At 38.7% G+C, this 19,394-nt stretch carries 18 protein-coding genes; 9 read left to right on the top strand and 9 right to left on the bottom strand.

Annotation, left to right across the window (positions count from 1 at the left end; genetic code table 11):
* Positions 1-61: 61 nt before the first annotated feature.
* The 3 genes from mnmG to ybeY all read right to left on the bottom strand — a co-directional run bounded on the left by mnmG (position 62) and on the right by ybeY (position 3,118).
* Positions 62-1,930 carry a tRNA uridine-5-carboxymethylaminomethyl(34) synthesis enzyme MnmG gene (gene mnmG / locus JWR87_RS12635; RefSeq protein ID WP_297820604.1) on the bottom strand — a complete coding sequence of 623 codons (1,869 nt, stop codon included), beginning with the start codon at positions 1,928-1,930 and terminating at the stop codon, positions 62-64.
* A gap of 76 nt (positions 1,931-2,006) precedes the next feature.
* Positions 2,007-2,675: a CAP domain-containing protein gene (locus JWR87_RS12640; RefSeq protein ID WP_297820606.1), complete on the bottom strand. Its 669-nt coding sequence runs from the start codon at positions 2,673-2,675 to the stop codon at positions 2,007-2,009.
* Between the two features lie 14 nt (positions 2,676-2,689).
* Positions 2,690-3,118 (bottom strand): rRNA maturation RNase YbeY, encoded by a 429-nt coding sequence (ybeY, locus tag JWR87_RS12645; RefSeq protein WP_297820608.1) that lies wholly within the window; start codon positions 3,116-3,118, stop codon positions 2,690-2,692.
* A 75-nt stretch (positions 3,119-3,193) separates the two neighbouring features.
* On the opposite strand from ybeY, the gene JWR87_RS12650 reads away from it, so the two are divergent.
* Entirely contained in the window at positions 3,194-3,436 is a 243-nt protein-coding gene (locus tag JWR87_RS12650) for a FeoA family protein (RefSeq protein ID WP_297820610.1), read from the top strand.
* Complete coding sequence (gene nadD / locus JWR87_RS12655; protein WP_297820612.1) at positions 3,433-4,005, top strand: nicotinate (nicotinamide) nucleotide adenylyltransferase; 573 nt, start codon at positions 3,433-3,435, stop codon at positions 4,003-4,005. The genes JWR87_RS12650 and nadD overlap by 4 nt, the downstream gene beginning before the upstream one ends.
* Here the strand turns inward: nadD and chrA are convergent, their stop codons facing one another.
* The 4 genes from chrA to recQ all read right to left on the bottom strand — a co-directional run bounded on the left by chrA (position 4,006) and on the right by recQ (position 9,236).
* The gene (gene chrA / locus JWR87_RS12660) at positions 4,006-5,169 is read right to left on the bottom strand and encodes a chromate efflux transporter (protein WP_297820614.1); all 1,164 of its coding nucleotides are present in this window, start codon (positions 5,167-5,169) and stop codon (positions 4,006-4,008) included.
* A 71-nt stretch (positions 5,170-5,240) separates the two neighbouring features.
* Positions 5,241-6,185 (bottom strand): 2-oxoglutarate and iron-dependent oxygenase domain-containing protein, encoded by a 945-nt coding sequence (locus tag JWR87_RS12665; RefSeq protein ID WP_297820616.1) that lies wholly within the window; start codon positions 6,183-6,185, stop codon positions 5,241-5,243.
* A gap of 153 nt (positions 6,186-6,338) precedes the next feature.
* Positions 6,339-6,575 (bottom strand): hypothetical protein, encoded by a 237-nt coding sequence (locus tag JWR87_RS12670; RefSeq protein ID WP_297820618.1) that lies wholly within the window; start codon positions 6,573-6,575, stop codon positions 6,339-6,341.
* Positions 6,576-6,938: 363 nt separating this feature from the next.
* Positions 6,939-9,236 (bottom strand): DNA helicase RecQ, encoded by a 2,298-nt coding sequence (gene recQ / locus JWR87_RS12675; protein ID WP_297820619.1) that lies wholly within the window; start codon positions 9,234-9,236, stop codon positions 6,939-6,941.
* Positions 9,237-9,558: 322 nt separating this feature from the next.
* Between recQ and JWR87_RS12680 the strand changes: the two genes are divergently transcribed.
* The 3 genes from JWR87_RS12680 to JWR87_RS12690 all read left to right on the top strand — a co-directional run bounded on the left by JWR87_RS12680 (position 9,559) and on the right by JWR87_RS12690 (position 12,590).
* Positions 9,559-10,524 carry a KpsF/GutQ family sugar-phosphate isomerase gene (locus JWR87_RS12680; protein WP_297820620.1) on the top strand — a complete coding sequence of 322 codons (966 nt, stop codon included), beginning with the start codon at positions 9,559-9,561 and terminating at the stop codon, positions 10,522-10,524.
* Positions 10,525-10,558: 34 nt separating this feature from the next.
* A complete protein-coding gene (locus JWR87_RS12685; protein WP_297820621.1) occupies positions 10,559-11,644 on the top strand; it encodes a mannose-1-phosphate guanylyltransferase in 1,086 nt (361 codons plus the stop codon).
* A 250-nt stretch (positions 11,645-11,894) separates the two neighbouring features.
* Positions 11,895-12,590 (top strand): hypothetical protein, encoded by a 696-nt coding sequence (locus JWR87_RS12690; protein ID WP_297820623.1) that lies wholly within the window; start codon positions 11,895-11,897, stop codon positions 12,588-12,590.
* Between the two features lie 27 nt (positions 12,591-12,617).
* Here the strand turns inward: JWR87_RS12690 and JWR87_RS12695 are convergent, their stop codons facing one another.
* The gene (locus JWR87_RS12695) at positions 12,618-13,205 is read right to left on the bottom strand and encodes a hypothetical protein (RefSeq protein WP_297820625.1); all 588 of its coding nucleotides are present in this window, start codon (positions 13,203-13,205) and stop codon (positions 12,618-12,620) included.
* Positions 13,206-13,437: 232 nt separating this feature from the next.
* Between JWR87_RS12695 and JWR87_RS12700 the strand changes: the two genes are divergently transcribed.
* Both JWR87_RS12700 and JWR87_RS12705 read left to right on the top strand, forming a co-directional pair.
* Entirely contained in the window at positions 13,438-13,821 is a 384-nt protein-coding gene (locus tag JWR87_RS12700; protein ID WP_297820627.1) for an SPW repeat protein, read from the top strand.
* 105 nt (positions 13,822-13,926) lie between these two features.
* A complete protein-coding gene (locus tag JWR87_RS12705; protein ID WP_297820630.1) occupies positions 13,927-14,916 on the top strand; it encodes an MBL fold metallo-hydrolase in 990 nt (329 codons plus the stop codon).
* 169 nt (positions 14,917-15,085) lie between these two features.
* Here the strand turns inward: JWR87_RS12705 and nadA are convergent, their stop codons facing one another.
* Positions 15,086-16,093: a quinolinate synthase NadA gene (nadA, locus tag JWR87_RS12710; RefSeq protein ID WP_297820632.1), complete on the bottom strand. Its 1,008-nt coding sequence runs from the start codon at positions 16,091-16,093 to the stop codon at positions 15,086-15,088.
* Positions 16,094-16,665: 572 nt separating this feature from the next.
* Here nadA and JWR87_RS12715 point away from each other — a divergent pair.
* The gene (locus JWR87_RS12715; protein WP_297820634.1) at positions 16,666-18,783 is read left to right on the top strand and encodes a peptidylprolyl isomerase; all 2,118 of its coding nucleotides are present in this window, start codon (positions 16,666-16,668) and stop codon (positions 18,781-18,783) included.
* 350 nt (positions 18,784-19,133) lie between these two features.
* Positions 19,134-19,394 (top strand): DUF2480 family protein (locus JWR87_RS12720; RefSeq protein WP_297820636.1); only part of this gene is annotated, 261 nt, incomplete at its 3' end.

A 19,394-nucleotide genomic window follows, 5' to 3' on the forward strand; every position in this document is an offset into this window, starting at 1 on the left:
ATCATCATCGTTGCGTCGCAATCACTTTGTCTGCATATCTATTCTCAACTTCTAACATCTGCTATCTCCCCATATATACCATCAGTATTTGTACATCGCTCGGATTTACACCACTTATCCTGCTCGCCTGACCTAATGTTCTAGGACGTATTTTATTAAACTTCTGCCTTGCCTCATTAGACAAGGAAATTATTTTTTCATAATTGAAGTTATCAGGGATGATCAACTCTTCCAACTGGCTCATTTTGTCAACCAGCTCTTTTTCTTTGTTTATATACGAATCATACTTCACCTGTATCTCAGCCTGTTCAACTGTGTCATCAGTAAATCCTCCTACAGTATCCGATAACCTCGAAGATGAACCAATCATTTCCTTCAACCCTACATTTGGGCGAAGCAGCAACTGAGATAGCTTTTGTTTTTGTAACAAGGGCGCCGAATTCCTTTCCTTAAGGTAAGCGTTCATCTCTTCCGGCTCAACTCCATATTCATTCATCATCCCTTTCAATTTTTCAACTCCCTCCTTTTTGCTTCTCACCTTTTCCATTCTTTCTTGTGAAGCCAATCCTAATCTAAAGCTCCGCTCGGTTAGGCGTAGATCGGCATTATCCTGTCTTAACAAGGTTCTGTATTCGGCCCGGCTCGTAAACATACGATACGGTTCATCGGTTCCCTTACTAATCAGGTCGTCTATTAAAACTCCGATGTAAGCTTCACTTCTTTTTAAAACAAAAGCTTCTAACTCAAAGGCTTTTTGATGTGCATTAATGCCCGCCATTAACCCTTGGCACGCCGCCTCCTCGTACCCGGTGGTACCGTTTATCTGTCCTGCAAAAAATAAGTTTTCAATTCTTTTTGTCTCTAAAGAATAAGTAAGTTGGGTAGGTGGGAAAAAATCGTACTCGATCGCGTAGCCTGGCCTAAACATTTTACACTTTTCAAAACCTGGAACGAGTCGTAAAGCGTCAAATTGAACCTGCTCAGGCAATGACGTAGAAAAACCATTTACATAAATCTCAACGGTATTGAAACCTTCAGGCTCCACGAATAACTGATGCCTCTCTCTACCAGCAAAACGATTTATTTTATCTTCTATACTCGGACAATATCTCGGCCCCACACCCTCTATCCTCCCTGCATACATGGGACTACGGTCAAAACCCGTCTTCAACATATCATGTACATCCTGATTTGTATAAGTAATGTAGCAGCTCCGTTGTTGTTCCGGCCTTATCTTCTTCACATCCAGGTACGAAAAACCAATAATCTCCTTATCGCCCTCCTGCTCTTCCATTTTGCTATAATCCAAGCTCCTTCCATCCAATCTGGGGGGTGTACCTGTTTTCAGCCTGTCGCTCTCAAACCCCAGCTCTACAAGTTGTTCCGTAATTCCTGTGGATGCCTTTTCAGCCATTCTACCTCCCCCGAATCGTTTTTCACCTATATGTATCACTCCATTTAAAAATGTTCCGCTTGTAACAACAACACTTTTAGAGAATATCTCATGACCTAGTCCCGTTATAACTCCGCAGGCTCTCCCTCCTTCTATTTTTAAAGCGGTAACGTTATCCTGGAAAAAATCTACATTAGGAGTATTCTCGAGCATTTCGCGCCATTTCAAATGAAAAAGCATCCTATCACTTTGAGCTCGCGGGCTCCACATGGCAGGACCCTTACTTCTATTTAGCATCCTAAATTGAATAAGGCTTGAGTCTGTTACTATCCCACTGTAGCCCCCCAATGCATCTATTTCCCTAACAATTTGCCCTTTTGCAATTCCTCCCATAGCAGGGTTACAGCTCATTTGGGCAATAGTCTGCATATTCATGGTAACCAAAAGAACCTTACTTCCAAGATTTGCTGCTGCTGCTGCTGCTTCACATCCCGCATGGCCTGCGCCAACAACTATAACGTCGTACTTATCAAACATTTTATAAAATTAATACTACAAAGATACCACACCTGCCCCCCTCCTTTTAAAACTTCTGTTTCACGTGAAACATCCGCTACCTTTGGCTACAGGCAAAATCCTGAACAACCATAACTTTATTGTCAGGATAGAGACCGAGCCCAAGACCCATCTCAACAAAATCGGCATTTAAAAGAGTTTTTCTGTGTCCCAAATCCGGTACCCCTTCATCTATATATAACAGCGCAAGCATTAGTAAGGTGTTTGGGGGGCCGAAACTTATATTCTCACCAGCGCATTTTTTAATACTAATTAATTTCATCCTGCTCTCAAATGTCGAACCGGAGGGAGAAGTGTGGGATGGCCTAGCCCTTTTTGCTGCCAACTCCCGAGCCAAACTTTGAGCCGCCTTAGTTAGCTCCTCATTAAGCTTAACCGGTGGCAATGGAGCGGAGGAATACAAATCCTTTCTCAAACTATTTGTGTAAGCGTTTCTAAAGCCGGGATAAACTTGAAGAATGGGGGCAACTACGCTGTCCCAAAACCTTTTAGGGTCACTTCTGCTATAGTTTGTCCAATAAAACCAATCTTTCTCCACCGCATTTAAGGAATTTGAAAAGCCGGCCATAAACTTCTCGACTTCCAAGTCCCGGTTAGGGGGAAGCGGTAAATCTTTTATTTCTAGTCGGGTTGACCCAATATGTTGAGAAAGCGAAAGCAATGGAAACAATAGGAATAATAACAAAAAGGGTTTCACGTGAAACATAAAGAAAAGGGGCTTTATTTTTGACCAAATAAACGCAAATAGTGCTCCTCTTTCTCCCTCATATTTGTTATTTCACTTTTTCTTTTATCCTTATAGCCAACCAAATGCAATGCTCCGTGAAAAATAACCCGCAACATCTCTTTTTTAAATTCGGTCGCATGGGTGACAGCATTTTCCTTAACTCTGTCCACGCTAATGTATATTTCACCTATCGTTTGGCTCCCTTCTGACAAATCGAAGCTTACTATATCTGTGTAATAGTCATGCTGCAAAAAAGTCTTATTAATTTGCAATAAATATTGGTCTGAACAAAAAATATATGTTACGTCACTTAAAGCCTTCCCTTCTGCTTGAAATATCGCTACTATAAATTCCTTTACAGCTTTTTTACTTCTGATAGCTAGAACGGGTACATCTGCATAACAAAAACGAACTAAAGGCATGGGTACTAATTTTACATTCCAAAAATCGTAACTAAAAGCGAAGGAGAGCCTTTACATTTGTTAAAGCGGTAAATTATGAAGCGATTATCAGAAATTAAGATTGGAAAGACTGTTATTATTCATTCTTTTGAAAAGGACGAAATATTTATAAAACTGATGGAAATGGGTTGTATTCCTGGAGAAAAGGTTAGAGTCGAACAGATTGCGCCCTTAGGAGATCCAATATCAATTTCCGTCGCAGGATACAATTTAAGTTTAAGGATAAACGAAGCGGAAAAAATTTTAGTTGAAGAACTTGATACCAGCATAAGCAAATGAAAATCGGTCTGTACTTCGGCTCATTTAATCCCGTTCATGTCGGCCATTTGATTATTGCCAGTTTTGTTGCCGATAATACTGACGTTGATCAGGTGTGGTTTGTCGTTTCTCCTCAAAATCCTTTAAAAAAGCCGAACTCCCTTCTAAACGAATACCACAGATTGCACCTGGTTCAACAAGCAATAGAAAAAGACAAACGCTTAAAAGCCTCTAAAATAGAGTTCGTACTTCCCCGGCCTTCATATACAATTGATACCCTTACATACCTAAATGAGAAATATTTGGAGCATGAGTTCATTGTTATCATGGGCTCCGATAGCCTTAAGAATATTTCTAAATGGAAGAACTGTGAAACTCTACTCCAGAACTACTCCTTGTATGTCTATCTCAGACCCGGATTTGCCATTAACAACACGTTCGGAGAAAAAATAAAAGTCTTAAAGGCGCCCCTATTGGAAATCTCCTCTACCTTAATTCGTGAGCTGATAAAACGAGGAAAATCAATAAAGTATCTGGTACCAGAGTTAGTGGAGGAGGAAATAGAAAAGAGCGGTTACTACAAAGTCTGATTACAGCATCCACCCTATCAGTAAAAAGGCAACGACAATTATAGGAGACGGAATACGAGTCAATTGAAGTAGTAAGAAAGTAGTAATTAGGACAAACAAATTCAACGACTCGTAACGGGTAGGCATAGACATAAACAAAAGAATTGTTGCGGCCACCATAATACCTACAACAACAGCATTAATTCCTTCCATAGCTCGAAAGACTACCACGTGTTTTTTTAAACTATTCCAGATCGGATAAAAGAAAAGAACAAGTAATAAACTTGGAAGGAATATCCCAATAGTCCCAATAATGCAACCTAAAATCTGAAATTGAGGACCCATATCTTTTAAAACCATTCCGCCTACAAAAGAGGCAATTGAAAATATAGGTCCAGGGAAGGCTTGCACCATTCCTGCGCCAGTGAGAAAATCAGAGGCGCCCATATAAGGAGTTTTAGCCCGAATAACATATTGTTCAAACATCATTGTTATCAACACGCTTCCACCCCCAAAAACTATACTACCAAAACGGTAGAAATTTTCAAAAAGGCTAATCGGTTTTCTAAAAGGCAAATTATAATAACGAGCATATTCACTTAGCAGTCCCGCAACGATAAAAATGACCGCAAAGAGAGAAAAGTTGTTCCAGTTTACCGGCTTACTCTTTTCCTTAAAATCGGGAATTCTTTTATCACTAAAATTGCTAACAATACTGCCGGCAATTATCAAAGAAGGAAACACCCACGGAGATTGAATAAGGTAAGTTACCACCGTTGCTCCCACCATTATAAATAAAGTGGCTTGGTGTTTAATAGAAATTTTAAACGTCTTAAATGCCGAAAATGCTAAAAACCCTACTGCCATTGGCTGAACGAACCTAAAAATATAGGATAGGTTCGCCCTATCTAGATACAAAATAAGGAAACTAAAAAGACCCATTAAAAGACAAGCGGGCAAAATCCAAAGGGCGAGAGTGATTACAGCTAAGGCTACCCCTCCCCTTTTATATCCAATTAGTGTAAGCAATTGTGTACTACTAGCACCAGGCAATAACTGCACAAATGCATTAATCTCTAATAATTCCTGCTCTGAAACGTACCTCTGCCTTTGAACAAATAACTTGTGTAATCTTACAAAATGCATTTGCGGACCGCCAAAAGCAGTCACGCTATGATGAAACACAGTCTTAAGAAAAGGTATATGCCGTTTTAAACGCAATTATTTAATCGCCTATTATAAAATTACCAGATAAACTACTTTTTTAAACCTATCTCCCTTAATCGTTCATCTAGATATTCTCCGGCTGTTACATTAGGATAAGCTTTTGGATGCTGGTCATCTATACAACTTTCGAGACAAGCCAGACTCATATCGCTTTTGGGATGTAAAAAAAACGGCATGGAAAACCTGGAGGTATGCCAGTGTTCCCGCCCTGGATTTACAACACGGTGAGTTGTACTTCTCAGCTTATTATTTGTCAGCCTTTGCAACATATCCCCAACGTTAACCACGATTTGCCCTGGCAATGAAGTAACGCCGATCCATTTGTCTTGCTTCGTTAGTATTTCCAAACCGTCGGCACTTGCCCCTACCAGTAAGGTGATTAAGTTAATGTCTTCGTGCTGCTCTGCCCTAATAGCGCTTTTTGGTTCAACCGTAATTGGTGGATAATGTATACAACGAAGAATACTATTTCCGTTGTGAACATAATTATCAAAATAATGTTCGTCTAGCCCAAGATAGATAGATATTGCCTGAAGCATCGAAACCCCGGCTTTCTGAAAACTTTTATAAGCCTGGTAAAGGGTACCGTTGAAATCCTTCACTTCCCCCACTTTTACGTTTTCAGGGTATTCTGACTTAATCGGGTCGTCATCTTCTACATTTTGACCATACTGAAAAAACTCCTTTAAATCTGGTGCCTCACTACCCTTAGCATGTTCACGCCCAAAACTAGTGTATCCTCTTTGACCAGCTAAGCCTGGTATTTCATACTTTAATTTTTGTTGCAAGGGTAAAGCAAAAAATTGTTGAACGTTGTCATAGATATGAGCGATGAGCTCATCAGGTACGCCATGATTTTTTACAGCAACAAATCCTACCTCTTCGTACGCTTTTCCAAGCTTTTCAACAAATGCAGATTTCAAAGTACTACTACCACATAAAAAATCTGAGAGGTCAACAATAGGAATAGACATAATAATTATGTTATTTAATCAAAAGATAGAAGCTAGCGAAAAATTACAAAACTTATTGAGTTAAATGAAAACAGTGGCTAAATTTACCTGACTAAAAATATTGTCAACAAAAAAACCCGCATCGCTGCGGGCATTAGTTAAAAGTATTGAACACTACTGCTTAACAAACTTGAATGACCTTAGAAAAACATCTCCGTGAAAAGCGTTGAGTATATACGTTCCAGTCGATAGTTCGTTGATATTTAGGTCAAGTTTTTGTACGCCGGAAATCACATCTCTACAAATCTTCTTAGCTATCAAACCCTTCGTATCAAATACTTTAAGTGTAAGTTTACCAATGCTGTTAGCTACCACATTCAAGTAGCCTAATGAGTCTAAAGTTGGCTCCATATTGCAAGTATTTTAATGGTGTTACCGGTACAACTAGCACAATATGTGTGCCATCAGGCTTTTCCCCACTTGTCGAAATCCCTGTGCCTTTTATAATCTCTAACGGTTTTTGCTTTAAGCCAGAAAACATCTAAGCAGTAGCTCTAGCTACAAGTATTTCATCTACTAATACTCTCATATTTTTAAAACTAAGTGACCTGCCTTTTTTAGCATCCTAAGGACAGTAAGAACAACAAAGCTGCCCAACAAAGGAAAGCTGTAGAGATTGCGGCGCAAATATGAAGAATTGAACAACTACTGCTGGTACCGGAAACAAAAAACCCACTACAGTTTGTAGTGGGTTTTTAATAAGTATTAAGCAAACTAGTTTCCGTACTCACTTAAAAACTTTATTCGCATAATTTTTAATTCTTCCCATTCATAACCACTATCCGCTAACTCCTCCTGGGCAACCTCAAGCGAGGAAGTCTCACAACTTCTGAAATAGTCAATGATTTCACCCTGCTCATCTTCATCTAACATGTCATCGATTGCATAGCTTAGATTGAGCTTGGTACCACTTGCAACAATTGTTTCCATTTCTTCAAGCAGCACATCCAACTTTAGTGACTTAATTTTAGCAATGTCTTCCAGAGGAATTTTCTTATCCACGTTCTGAATAATGAAAATCTTGTTGCTACTCTTATTAGCCACGCTCTTCATTACGAAGTCATCAGGTTTTTCAATTTCGTTTTCTTCAACGTGTCTGGCTATAAGTTCTACAAACGGTTTACCATACTTCAGAGCTTTTCCAACACTAACTCCCTGACATTTCTCCAATTCCTTCAAAGTAGTTGGGTATAACGTTGCCATATCCTGAAGGGAGTTTTCGAGAAACAGCACAAATGGCGGGAGGCCTTTTTTCTTCGCTTCCTTTTGCCGCAAGTCTTTCAACATATCAAACAGTTTGTCGTCTGCGGCTATACCTACGGTAGGTGCGGGAGTATCTGACTCCTCATCATCCTCAGAATTCGCATCTTCAAACTTATTATTTAGAACGATCCCAAAACTGGTAGGCTTTTTTAAGAAGATTTCTGATCCGGGAGTAAACTTCAGCAACCCGTATTCTTCTATATCTTTTACGAGAAAATTTGATAGAAGCATCTGACGAATAAGACTGTTCCAATAATGTTCATCCTCGTCTTTACCTGTGGCGTAACAGGGTAACTCATCATGTCGGTACATTTGAATTTGAGGAGTAAGTTTACCCATTAACACATTGACCACATAATCGATAGTAAACCGCTGATCTAAGGCCTTAACAGCCTTCAAAACTTTTACCACATTATCTTTTGCCTCAATTTTCTCTCGGGGAGTACAATTATCACAACCACCAGTTGCCGCACACTTGTTTGTGTCCCAATGCTCGCCAAAGTAATGCAACAATATTTTTCGTCTACAAACACTACTTTCCGCAAAACTTACTGTTTCATTGATTAACTGTGCTCCAACTTCCCTTTCACTTAGCGGTTTATCTCTCATTAAATGTTCTAGTTTAGACACATCTTTGTGAGAATAATATAAAATGCATTTTCCTTCTAAACCATCACGACCTGCGCGTCCTGTTTCCTGATAATAGTTCTCAATACTTTTGGGAATATTATAGTGAATAACAAACCGAATATCTGGCTTGTCGATGCCCATACCAAACGCAATGGTAGCAACAATGACCTGAGTATCTTCTTTTAAAAATTTGTCTTGCCTTTCAGCCCTTAATTTGGGATCCAGACCTGCATGATAAGCAACTGCCTTTATTTTATTTGCGACAAGTATCTCCGCAAGTTCCTCAGTTGTTTTTCGGTTTAAGGTATAGATAATACCACTTTTGCCATTGTTCTGCGAAATAAAACGTACAATATTCTTAATCGTCTGATCCTTCTTAATCTTGGGTTGTATCTCGTAATAAAGATTTTCGCGATTAAAAGAAGAAATAAAGATGGTAGGATTTCTGAGCCCGAGATTTTTTAAAATATCACTTTGAACTTTAGGTGTCGCTGTAGCTGTTAACGCAATCATAGCAGCATCGGGGTTAATGGCAGACATCATCTCCTTTAAACGCCGATATTCCGGCCGGAAATCATGCCCCCATTCTGAAATACAATGGGCTTCATCGACAGCAAAAAATGAAATCTTTAGATCGCTGAAAAAATCAAGGTTTTCCTGCTTTGTTAGTGTCTCTGGTGCTACGTAAAGCAGCTTCGTTTTTCCATCTACCAGGTCCGATTTTACCTCACGCTGCTGACCTTTTGTAAGAGAAGAATTTAGAAAGTGAGCGACATGATCTTTTTCACTGTAACCTCTGACCAGGTCTACCTGGTTTTTCATTAAGGCAATTAAAGGACTCACAATAATTGCACATCCCTCCATAATAAGGGCAGGTAATTGGTAACATAAACTTTTACCACCGCCAGTAGGCATTATTACAAAAGTATCTTTTCCATCCAACAAGCTATTGATGGCTTGTTCCTGTGTGCCTTTAAATTTGTCAAATCCAAAATAGTCGAGTAAGCTTTTATGAATGTCGTAGGAATGAGTAGCTTCACTGGCTGCGGTAGTAATTACGCTTTTTGTCTTTTTAGGTGCAGCACTTGTTTTGTTTCCGGTAGTTGTTTTAGTTGCCATTTTCTTTAATTCAGTTCACCCTCTCAGGCAGTTTTAAATGTCTTTCATTTAGATAATAGAATATGTAACCTCGCAGGTAATTATTGAAAGGGAATAAGTTTCTTTAACAAGGGTAGCGAAGTTAGTATAAGTGCCTTGTTATTAAAAAGGCCATTTGTTAAAGTTGGTTATTGACAAAATGCAAGTCTTGTTAATTTGATCTACGCGTCCATGCCAACATTCTCTTTCAAAACTCTTAATTACTGCTACCTTTCTACAGTGTTCAAGATGGCGAATTAAGAGTTTACAATTAAATACAGAATGAATACTACTTTTGCGCGGCATGGATCAAACGTTATTAAATACTGCCATTCGTACAATTGAATTAGAAGCAGAAGCTGTTGCTGGTCTTGCAAAATTCATAAACGAAGATTTTGAAAAAGCTGTTGAAATCGTCTTTAAATCTAGTGGTAGACTGGTAGTTAGTGGTGTAGGTAAGAGTGCCATTATCAGTCAAAAAATTGTAGCTACTTTAAACAGTACAGGTACACCAAGTCTCTTTATGCATGCGGGTGATGCTATTCACGGTGACCTGGGAATGATAGGAAAAGAGGATGTAGTGATGCTTATTAGTAAAAGCGGTGAAAGCGCTGAAATAAAAGTTATTGTTCCATTAATAAAAAACTTCGGAAATACTTTGATAGCTGTTTGTGGAAATGCACAATCCTACCTCGTAAAAAATTGCGATTATTTTCTTAATACAACCGTCAATAAAGAAGCTTGTCCTAACAACCTGGCCCCTACCAGCAGTACTACTGCACAGTTAGTAATGGGAGATGCACTGGCTATATGTCTTATGCAAAAAGCGGGTTTTAAAGGGGCCGATTTTGCCAGGCTTCACCCTGGGGGGAATTTGGGAAAGAGGTTATATTTAAGAGTAAAGGATTTGTACACATTTAACACTAAACCAGTAGTATCGCCTACAGCAAGATTGAAGGAAATAATAGTTCAGATAACAAAAGGTAGGCTGGGCGCAACAGCAGTCGTGTCAAAAGAAGGAAGGATAACAGGAATAATAACAGATGGCGATTTAAGAAGAATGCTTGAAAAAAGTGATGAACTTGAAAACATAAAAGCTGAAGATATATTAACACGTTCGCCAAAGACAGTTTTTGCGGATGAGCTTGCAGTCACTGCGCTTGAATTATTAAGAAGCAATGATATTAGTCAGTTGATCGTTACTAATGAAAATGAAACTTATTTAGGCATGTTACATCTTCACGACCTTGTGAAAGAAGGAATTGCTTAACTAATAAATATCTATTATTTTACCCCTTATAAAAATGAATAAAAATCACTACGTAGCAATTATTGCCGGCGGTATCGGCAGTCGATTTTGGCCTAAAAGCAGAATTGGATATCCTAAGCAATTTCTTGATATTTTAAATACCGGTAAAACATTAATTCAACAAACTTTTGAACGGTTCGAACGATTTGTTCCAAAAGAAAACATATTTGTTGTTACCTCTAATGAGTACACCGAAATTGTAAAGCAGCAATTGCCGCAAATACCGGAAGAAAATATTGTGGCTGAACCAAGCAGAAAAAATACTGCTCCTTGTATAGCATATATTTCTTTTAAGGTAGCTAATAAAGATCCTGATGCTACACTTATCATCGCCCCCGCTGATCATCTTATTTTAGATACTGACGGTTTCGAAAAAACCTGCCAGAAGGCAATAGATTTTGTTGACAAGAATGACTCGCTTGTAACACTAGGTATCAAACCAACTTATCCCAATACTGGCTACGGTTACATTCAGTATGAAACCGATTCGCATGTAGAAGACAACATTTTTAAAGTAAGAACTTTTACAGAAAAGCCCAACCTTGAGCTTGCTAAAACTTTCCTTGCTAGCGGAGACTTTTTATGGAATGCAGGCATTTTTATATGGAAGGCCGAAGTCATCATAAAAAGGTTCGAAATGCACGAGCCGGAATTGCACGATATTTTTGCTTCTGAAAGACATAGGCTGAATACACCAGAAGAAAAGCAAGCAATTGAAAGAATGTACCCTCAATGTTCAAGTGTATCTATTGATTACGCTATTATGGAAAAAGCTGATAATGTATACGTGATACCAAGCAGTTTTGGCTGGAGTGATTTAGGAACCTGGACAAGCGCCTATGATAATTTAGAAAAAGATTACCTCGGTAATGCTATTGCGGGAGATAAGATTATGGTAATTGACTCAACTCAGTGTATGATATCGGCTGCGCATAATAAATTACTGGTTCTACAAGGACTGAACGATTTTATTATAGTTGACACAGAAGACGTTTTACTTATTTGCAAAAAGGAAAAGGAACAAGAAATAAAGGAATATGTAGCCGAGGTTAAAAGAAATATTGGCGATAAAAATCTTTAAATTTTCGTACTAATTTATAAAAAAGCTATTCAATCAACTGGATAGCTTTTTTTTATATAGCACATTTTGATGTAGACAAAATCCTTCGAATCAGATTTTAATAACTCCCAATATGTAGTTAAATGATTTTATTTCACCTATTAAAATAATAGGGTAATGTAATATTGAATACAAAACCCAGCTATTGTTTCGAATTTTATATTTCTTATTATTTATACTATTCTTACCACTATTAAGCCATTCTCAAATAATGACAGTAAGTGGAACAGTGTATGATATAACGAAGAAGACGCCGATGGAGTCGGTAAGTGTTTTAAGTACGTCAGGCAAAGGAACTGTAACAGACTCCCTGGGACATTACTCATTAACAGTAAGTGAAAAGGACTCTATTTACTTTTCTTTTCTAAATAAACCTACACCTAAGTATCCAGTAGCCACCATTGCAAATCCAGGTGCTTTTGATATCTCAATTATGAGAAGAGTGCAACAATTACCCTCTGTGCTTGTAAAGCAGCGGAACTACCGTTTAGACTCATTGCAAAATCGCGCTGATTATGCTAAAATCTTTAATTTTCAAAAACCTGGATTAAGCACATCAATGAATACAAACCCGGGGGGAATGGCAGGTATAGGCTTAGACCTCAATGAGCTTATAAATATGTTTAAGTTTAGAAAGAATAAAAGGACGCTTTCGTTTCAGAAAAGATTGATAAGTGAAGAGCAGGAGAAATTTATCAGTCATCGTTTTAATAAAGGGTTAGTTAGAAAACTGACAGGGTTAAACGCGCCGCAAATAGACAGTTTTATGGCCGAATTCAGACCTACTCTCGAAATGACGTTACAATTTAATGATCTCGAATTCGGGCAATTTATTGTAGAAGCATACAAATATTATAAAGCAGGAATTAAAATAAACAAGGCAGTCTTCAGAAGAGAGTTTCCTTAAGTAATTTTAATATTGTTATGTTAGCTATTAAAAGTTATTCTGATCGTCGTTCTCCCTTAAACTTTCCATTCTGTCGCCTCCCAAACTATAGTAACTATTTTCTTCATCACCCTGCCCAAGTGCATCTTCACCATTGAGATCTGCATCAGGAATATCAAGGTCTTTTCCTGTCACGGGCTGCCATCCTCTTGCTTTAAGCTCCTCGTCTTCACCAAGATCCATATCTTGATCCCGCTCACCTAACATAGCCAGATCCTCTGCAGTAACATCTGCCTCGGTCGCCGAAATCGTATCAATATCTTCCCCTTCTTCTTCAGATACCATGGTAAAATCTGGCTCAAGTTCAGGCGTCGCTTCTATATCCTTAATATGATCAGGAGATATTGTATGCGAGCGAGTAAGATTTTCTACATCAATATCAACTCTTTCAGTATAATTATCAGGATTTAGTATATCATCCTTAGCAGGATAATGCGGATAGCCTGGAAAATCCTGGTCTATTTTCTCGTCATTAGATTCTTGAACTTCTTCTGGCGTATTTATCACTTCTTCAGGATCATTGGTGGTTGGTTGCGGTTTACCATTTGTTTCTTTAGGATCAGATTGAGTTGACATATTAATTTGTTTAGAAGAATATATAAAAACAATGTGCCGTAGTTAAATGGTAGTGGTTGCAAAGACAATAGATATTAAATAAGGTTCCGCAGACTTAAATAGCCACACCCAACGATGCGGATACCCACACTTCCCTTACAGAAGTAAAATACCATATTTTACTTCTACATATTCTAAGACAATTCCCGTTGGCACACTTTATGAAAATAAACTATCTATAAAATTATTTAATATGAAAATCATTAGCACGAAAACACACGGAATGATGGACTACCTAATGGGGATATTGTTAATTGCCTCTCCATGGATCTTTGGTTTTGCAAATGGTGGAGCTGAACAATGGATCCCTATAATTGTTGGCGCTGGTGCGCTGGTGTATAGCATGATGACAAATTACGAGTTCGGGGTTTCAAAAACATTGTCTATGAAAACTCACCTTACCCTGGACTTAGTGGCGGGAATTTTTTTAGCAGTGTCCCCATGGCTTTTTGGTTTCTCAGACAGGGTGTATGCGCCTCACCTTATTTTAGGTCTTTTAGAAATTGGGGCTTCCCTTATGACTAAAACGAGTCCGGCCGACAATTACAGAGGAGTGAATCACGGTCACGCTATGTAATTATCTATCAGATACCAATAATTTATAGAGGGCTAATAGCCCTCTATTTTTTTATATGGCATGCTTTTGTAAAACAATAAAGGCGAAAAATAATATTTACTATATATGAAAAATTCCCAGGTACCTTCTAATCTGTTTACTGTAGCACCAGGTGTGTGGGGCAGAAAAGATGTCTTTGTCAATTTCTTCATGATACAAGACCTTGTAACTAATCAGTGGGTTTTAGTGGATACCGGCTTGAAATGGTCCGCAAGCAAAATAAAAGAAATGGCATCTTACCTGTTTGGAGATGAAAGTACACCGAAAGCAATAATACTTACCCACGGTCACTTTGATCATGTAGGCTCAGTAGTAAAACTTGCCGATGAATGGGACGTGTCTGTGTTTGCGCATCATTTAGAAATTCCTTACTTAACAGGACACTCTGACTATCCGCCGCCCGATCCTACAGTAGGTGGCGGTTTAATGGCTAGAATGGCCTTCCTTTATCCAAACGGCCCTATTAACATCTGGAGGCATCTAAAAGTATTACCGGCAGATGGTAAAATACCAGTATTACCTGAATGGCGGTATGTACATACTCCTGGTCATGCACCCGGACATATAAGCCTTTTCCGGGAAAGCGATGGAGTATTGATCGCCGGAGATGCATTTGCAACTACGAAACAGGAATCAGCAATTTCAGTAATGTTGCAAACGAAAGTTATTTCGGGGCCTCCCAAATACTTTACCTATGACTGGCAAGCAGCAAAAACTTCTGTAAGTGAATTGGTGAAGCTTCAACCAAAGACTGCAGCTACAGGGCACGGAATGCCTATGAGAGGAAAAGAATTACAAAAAGCGCTGAAGGAATTGCAGGATAATTTTGATGAAAACTCTATTCCTGCTACGGGGAGGTATATAGCAAACCCTGCGATAACGAATGCTAACGGAGTGATGTATATACCGCCAAAGAAATACGACAAAAATGAATTGGCTATCAAAGTTTTTGCTGTTACTACCATGCTCGTTTTAGGTTTCATGTGGAAGACATTCAAAAAGAATAAGAGGATCAGGCAAAACGAAGACTTATTAGAAGTTGAATACAACTATTAACTACACCATAAAAAGCAATAGTGTGGGAAACGGAGTTACTAAAGCACAACTGTGCGACGCAAGAGTAGTTGAAGAGGGAACAAATGTTGGTAACCAAAATCAATTTATAAAAAAAGACACCTTTTGTTTAGCACTGTCTTTTTTTATAACAATGTAAATCGTTTTTATACTATCCTAATAAACCAGCTGCCCTACTTATTTCTAGCATACGGTCAATTGGCTTTTTGGCCGCCAGTCGTAGATCCTCGTCCATGAGAATTTCAGGCGTTTCATATTCCATGCACAAATACAATTTCTCTATTGAATTCAGCTTCATATAAGGGCAGTCATTACATGCACAACCGTTATTGGGCGGTGCTGGAATAAACGTCTTATATGGTGCATCCTTCTGCATCTGGTGTAAAATACCCGTTTCAGTAGCTACAATAAACTCAACTGCTTTATCAGTAACGGCATATTTAAGTAATTGGGTAGTGCTTCCAACAAAATCTGCAATCCTCAGTACCGCTTCTTCACACTCAGGATGTGCAATAACCTTAGCATTGGGGTTACGTACTTTAAGCTTTATAATTTTTTCGAGGCTAAAAATCTCGTGCACCATGCATGCTCCACTCCACAACAACATATCACGGCCGGTTTTCTTATTAAGATATGCCCCCAAATTTTTATCCGGAGCAAAAATAACTTTTTGGTCTTTTGGCAAACTATGTAAGATTGCCTCCGCATTGCTACTGGTGCATATTATGTCGCTTAATGCCTTAATATCAGATGTACAATTGATATAACTAATAACCAGGTGATCAGGATGTTTTTCTTTAAAAGCTTTAAATAAACCGGCGGGAGCACTGTCTGCCAGGGAGCATCCAGCCTTCAGGTCAGGCAACACTACTTTTTTAGTTGGATTTAAAATTTTTGCAGTTTCAGCCATAAAATGCACACCCGCAAAAACAATCATATCAGCGTTTGTTGATTGTGCCTTTTGAGCCAAACCCAAACTATCACCAAGAAAATCTGACACATCCTGTATGTCTCCATCCACATAATAATGTGCAAGTACGATGGCGTTTTTTTCTTTTTTCAATCTTTCTATTTCTACAAATAGATCCATTTGCACGTCTACCTCTATATCTAAAAAACCTTTTTCTTCAACTTTACTTTTCGCTTCAGCTATGTTCATAACTATTGTATTAGTTTCTTTAATTCATTATTTATAAATAAACCTATTACTACTACAGATGTGAATAGCGGGATAACTTTCATTTATATTATTTGCAAATTTAAAAGTTATAGTTTATCCACGGTTATACACATTGAATACAGCCGTATATTATAACAATATTAAGGGTTGTAGCCGTTTCCTAACATCTGGGGATTGCAAGTAGGGTTAATAAAAATGAAAGGAATTTGTTCTATTTTTTCTGTTAGAAGAAATAGAACAAGTCACAGAAATACTACCAATCGACTTATTATTGAAAGCAAAAAATGAAGTTTTTCTACAATTATCCACGTCGGGAAAAGTGAATGTGGTACCAATTCCACAGAATTAGCACTTTTCAACAAAGGCCTGTGGAAACAAACTATTTTGAAAATTCAATTTTATTGGTTCAGACTACGTTATTAACAGCAAAATATTGTGCCAATATTTATTAAAAGATAGCGCTAATAAGGGTTTTATCTACTTTTCCACATTTGTATAAAGGATATATTCCCCTATTTTTGTCGTCCACTTTTAAAAGTTATATAATAGTTATGTCGGTTATTCAAAAGATCAGGGACAAGTATGCTGCCGTGGTGATTGCAGTCATAGCCCTAAGTTTGGTTGGTTTCATTTTAATGGATGCCTTTGTTGGCCGTGGAAAAGGTGGTACACCGGGCGGAGATGTGGGCAAAGTAAATGGTCAAAAAATTGAGAAAAACGATTTTGAGAAAAAAATATCATTACAGCAGGCAATGTACGGGGCACAGGCGCCGCAGCGTGAGCAGTTGATAAGCAGCGCATGGGAGCAGACCGTGGATGAAATTGTAATGGAACAGGAATATGATAAGGTAGGTCTACAGTTTACAGCTAAAGAATTAAATGATGTACTGTTTGGTGCAAACCCTCCCCAGTGGTTGAGCCAGCAGTTTACTGATCCTAAGACAGGAATGTATGATGTAAACCAGGCAAAACAATATTTCGCCCAGATGAAAAAGCAAAAGAACAATCCCAATTTAGAGATGTTCAACGAAGCTTACATCACACCTACTATTAGCCAGACTCTCCGCACAAAATATATGGCTTTACTAGGTGAAAGCGCATATATACCAAAGTGGATGGCAGAACGTACCATTGCCGATCAAAACGTTGTTGCACGTTTTTCTTATGTAAGTGTTCCTTATTCAAGTATTTCCGATAGTTCAATTAAGGTTACTGACGACGATGTAAGAAATTATATGAATAAGCATAAGGATGCATTTGTGCAGGATGACGCTAGTCGCAGTGTTTCGTATGTAGCTTTCAATGCTTCCGCTTCGGGCGCCGACAGCGCTAAGGTCTTAAGCCAATTGAACAGTTTAAGAGGTGAATTTGCAGCAGCAACAGATCCTGAAAGTTATTTAGCGCGGGTAGGTTCAGAAAATCCTTACTTCAACGGATATGTTCTTGGTTCTAAACTACAGGTTCCAAATGCTGATACAATCAAGAAGCTACCTAACGGACAAGTTTATGGGCCATATGTAGATGGAACCCACTATACGCTTGCTAAAATGATAGATAGTCGTAGCGTGCCCGATAGCGCTAAAGTAAGACACATTTTAATTAAGACCGGTGAGAAAGGCCAGGTCACCTTACCCGATAGCATTGCTAAAGCAAGAATCGACAGTGTGGCAAATGCCGCAAAATCAGGAGCAGATTTCAATGCGTTAGTATTACAATACTCTGATGATGAGGGTAGCAAGAACACTAAAGGAGAATATACTTTTACTTCTCAACAATTTCCAAATCTTAGTAAGGAGTTTGCTGAAACTGCATTTTACGGAACAACGGGAGATAAAAAAGTTGTAAAAGTAGAAAACCAGGCTTATAGTGGATATCACTATATAGAGGTGTTGGAACAAAAGCAGATGGAGACAGGCTACAAAATTGCTTATCTCGCAAAACCTATAGAGGCGAGCCAGGAAACCATTAATAGTGCAAGTAATCTTGCTTCTCAGTTTGCAGCCAACAGCCGCGATAAAAAGCAATTTGAGGCGAATGCAGCAAAACAGAATCTTACTGTATTGTCAGCTTCCGAAATAAAACAAAATGACTACCAGGTAGCAGCCTTGGGCGAAAGTCGCCAGTTTGTTCGTTGGGTATATGAAAACAAAGCCGGCGACGTAAGTGAACCGCAGGAAATAGGCGATAAATATGTGGTGGCAGTTATAACTGGTGTGTCAGAAAAAGGTTTAATGAGTGTTGCTAAAGCACGTATCACAGCCGAGCCTATTATTCTTAATGAAAAGAAAGCGCAACAAATTATCTCAGCGAAGTTCAAAGGGGGTAGCACAATAGAGCAGGTGGCGCAGGGTGCAGGGGTTAGTGTTCTTCGTGCAGATAGTGTTAGCTTCGCCCAGCCTTTCATTCCTAACATTGGCAACGAGCCAAAAGTTGCAGGAGCAGCGTTTAACAAGAGCTTGCAGAATAAGGTAAGCGAGCCTATTGCTGGAAATACAGGTGTTTTTGTAATCAGGGGAGAAAGTATCACCGCCCTGCCAAATACAAATATGGACATCGAAGGTCTACGTAAACAGATGGAGATGCAACAGAAGCAAATGTCAGGTTATCAAAGTATAGAAGCTTTGAAAAAAGCCGCTGACGTAAAAGACAACCGTTTCGATTTTTATTAGTAAGTAAAACTTTTGATAGTATAAGCCCTGCCGGCCCGGTAGGGCTTTTTTATTGCCGGTTATCTGTTACCGCTACAGGCTTAATGGTTGCCGCTGCATGTTAAAGGAATGGAATTTTGTGATTACAAGCATTTTATAAGAATGTTACTATTGTTGCGACGCTCCATTCAACAATTGTTCTTATGGAAGCTTTTTTGGGGGTAAAGAAGCACATGGGCCACAACTTTTTCACGTATGCGAAATCTTAGGGGTTAGGGTATTAATATCAAAAGCCAAAATTTTGAATATAGAAACTTGAAACAGCCACAGGCAACGGGAAACTGATTTCGAGTTTGTAACTTCGTTCCTGTATGGAAAACGTAATTATTAATAAAGTTGCCGAAAGCGCACTTACCTCTATAGACCTCGAAGAATATTATCCCAAAGGTGACACAGCAGTGTTTGATTTGAAGGATCATTTGTTTATGGGTCTGATCTTGAAAGAGAAAGATTTTAGGGCCGCGTTGCAAACGTATGACTGGGAACAGTTCCGGGATAAGAACGTAGCTATTACTTGTTCAGCTGATGCAATTATACCGATGTGGGCTTATATGCTTGTTGCCAGTAACCTG

This window comes from Segetibacter sp., from assembly GCF_025963695.1.
Lineage (GTDB): Bacteria > Bacteroidota > Bacteroidia > Chitinophagales > Chitinophagaceae > Segetibacter.

Coding starts and splice junctions, on each gene's coding strand:
- JWR87_RS12705 (WP_297820630.1), top strand. CDS start 13,927: ATGAAAAATTCCCAGGTACCTTCTAATCTGTTTACTGTAGCACCAGGT.
- nadA (WP_297820632.1), bottom strand. CDS start 16,093: ATGAACATAGCTGAAGCGAAAAGTAAAGTTGAAGAAAAAGGTTTTTTA.
- ybeY (WP_297820608.1), bottom strand. CDS start 3,118: ATGCCTTTAGTTCGTTTTTGTTATGCAGATGTACCCGTTCTAGCTATC.
- JWR87_RS12650 (WP_297820610.1), top strand. CDS start 3,194: ATGAAGCGATTATCAGAAATTAAGATTGGAAAGACTGTTATTATTCAT.
- nadD (WP_297820612.1), top strand. CDS start 3,433: ATGAAAATCGGTCTGTACTTCGGCTCATTTAATCCCGTTCATGTCGGC.
- JWR87_RS12700 (WP_297820627.1), top strand. CDS start 13,438: ATGAAAATCATTAGCACGAAAACACACGGAATGATGGACTACCTAATG.
- JWR87_RS12715 (WP_297820634.1), top strand. CDS start 16,666: ATGTCGGTTATTCAAAAGATCAGGGACAAGTATGCTGCCGTGGTGATT.
- JWR87_RS12640 (WP_297820606.1), bottom strand. CDS start 2,675: ATGTTTCACGTGAAACCCTTTTTGTTATTATTCCTATTGTTTCCATTG.
- JWR87_RS12695 (WP_297820625.1), bottom strand. CDS start 13,205: ATGTCAACTCAATCTGATCCTAAAGAAACAAATGGTAAACCGCAACCA.
- JWR87_RS12680 (WP_297820620.1), top strand. CDS start 9,559: ATGGATCAAACGTTATTAAATACTGCCATTCGTACAATTGAATTAGAA.
- mnmG (WP_297820604.1), bottom strand. CDS start 1,930: ATGTTTGATAAGTACGACGTTATAGTTGTTGGCGCAGGCCATGCGGGA.
- JWR87_RS12690 (WP_297820623.1), top strand. CDS start 11,895: ATGACAGTAAGTGGAACAGTGTATGATATAACGAAGAAGACGCCGATG.
- JWR87_RS12670 (WP_297820618.1), bottom strand. CDS start 6,575: ATGGAGCCAACTTTAGACTCATTAGGCTACTTGAATGTGGTAGCTAAC.
- recQ (WP_297820619.1), bottom strand. CDS start 9,236: ATGGCAACTAAAACAACTACCGGAAACAAAACAAGTGCTGCACCTAAA.
- JWR87_RS12685 (WP_297820621.1), top strand. CDS start 10,559: ATGAATAAAAATCACTACGTAGCAATTATTGCCGGCGGTATCGGCAGT.
- JWR87_RS12665 (WP_297820616.1), bottom strand. CDS start 6,185: ATGTCTATTCCTATTGTTGACCTCTCAGATTTTTTATGTGGTAGTAGT.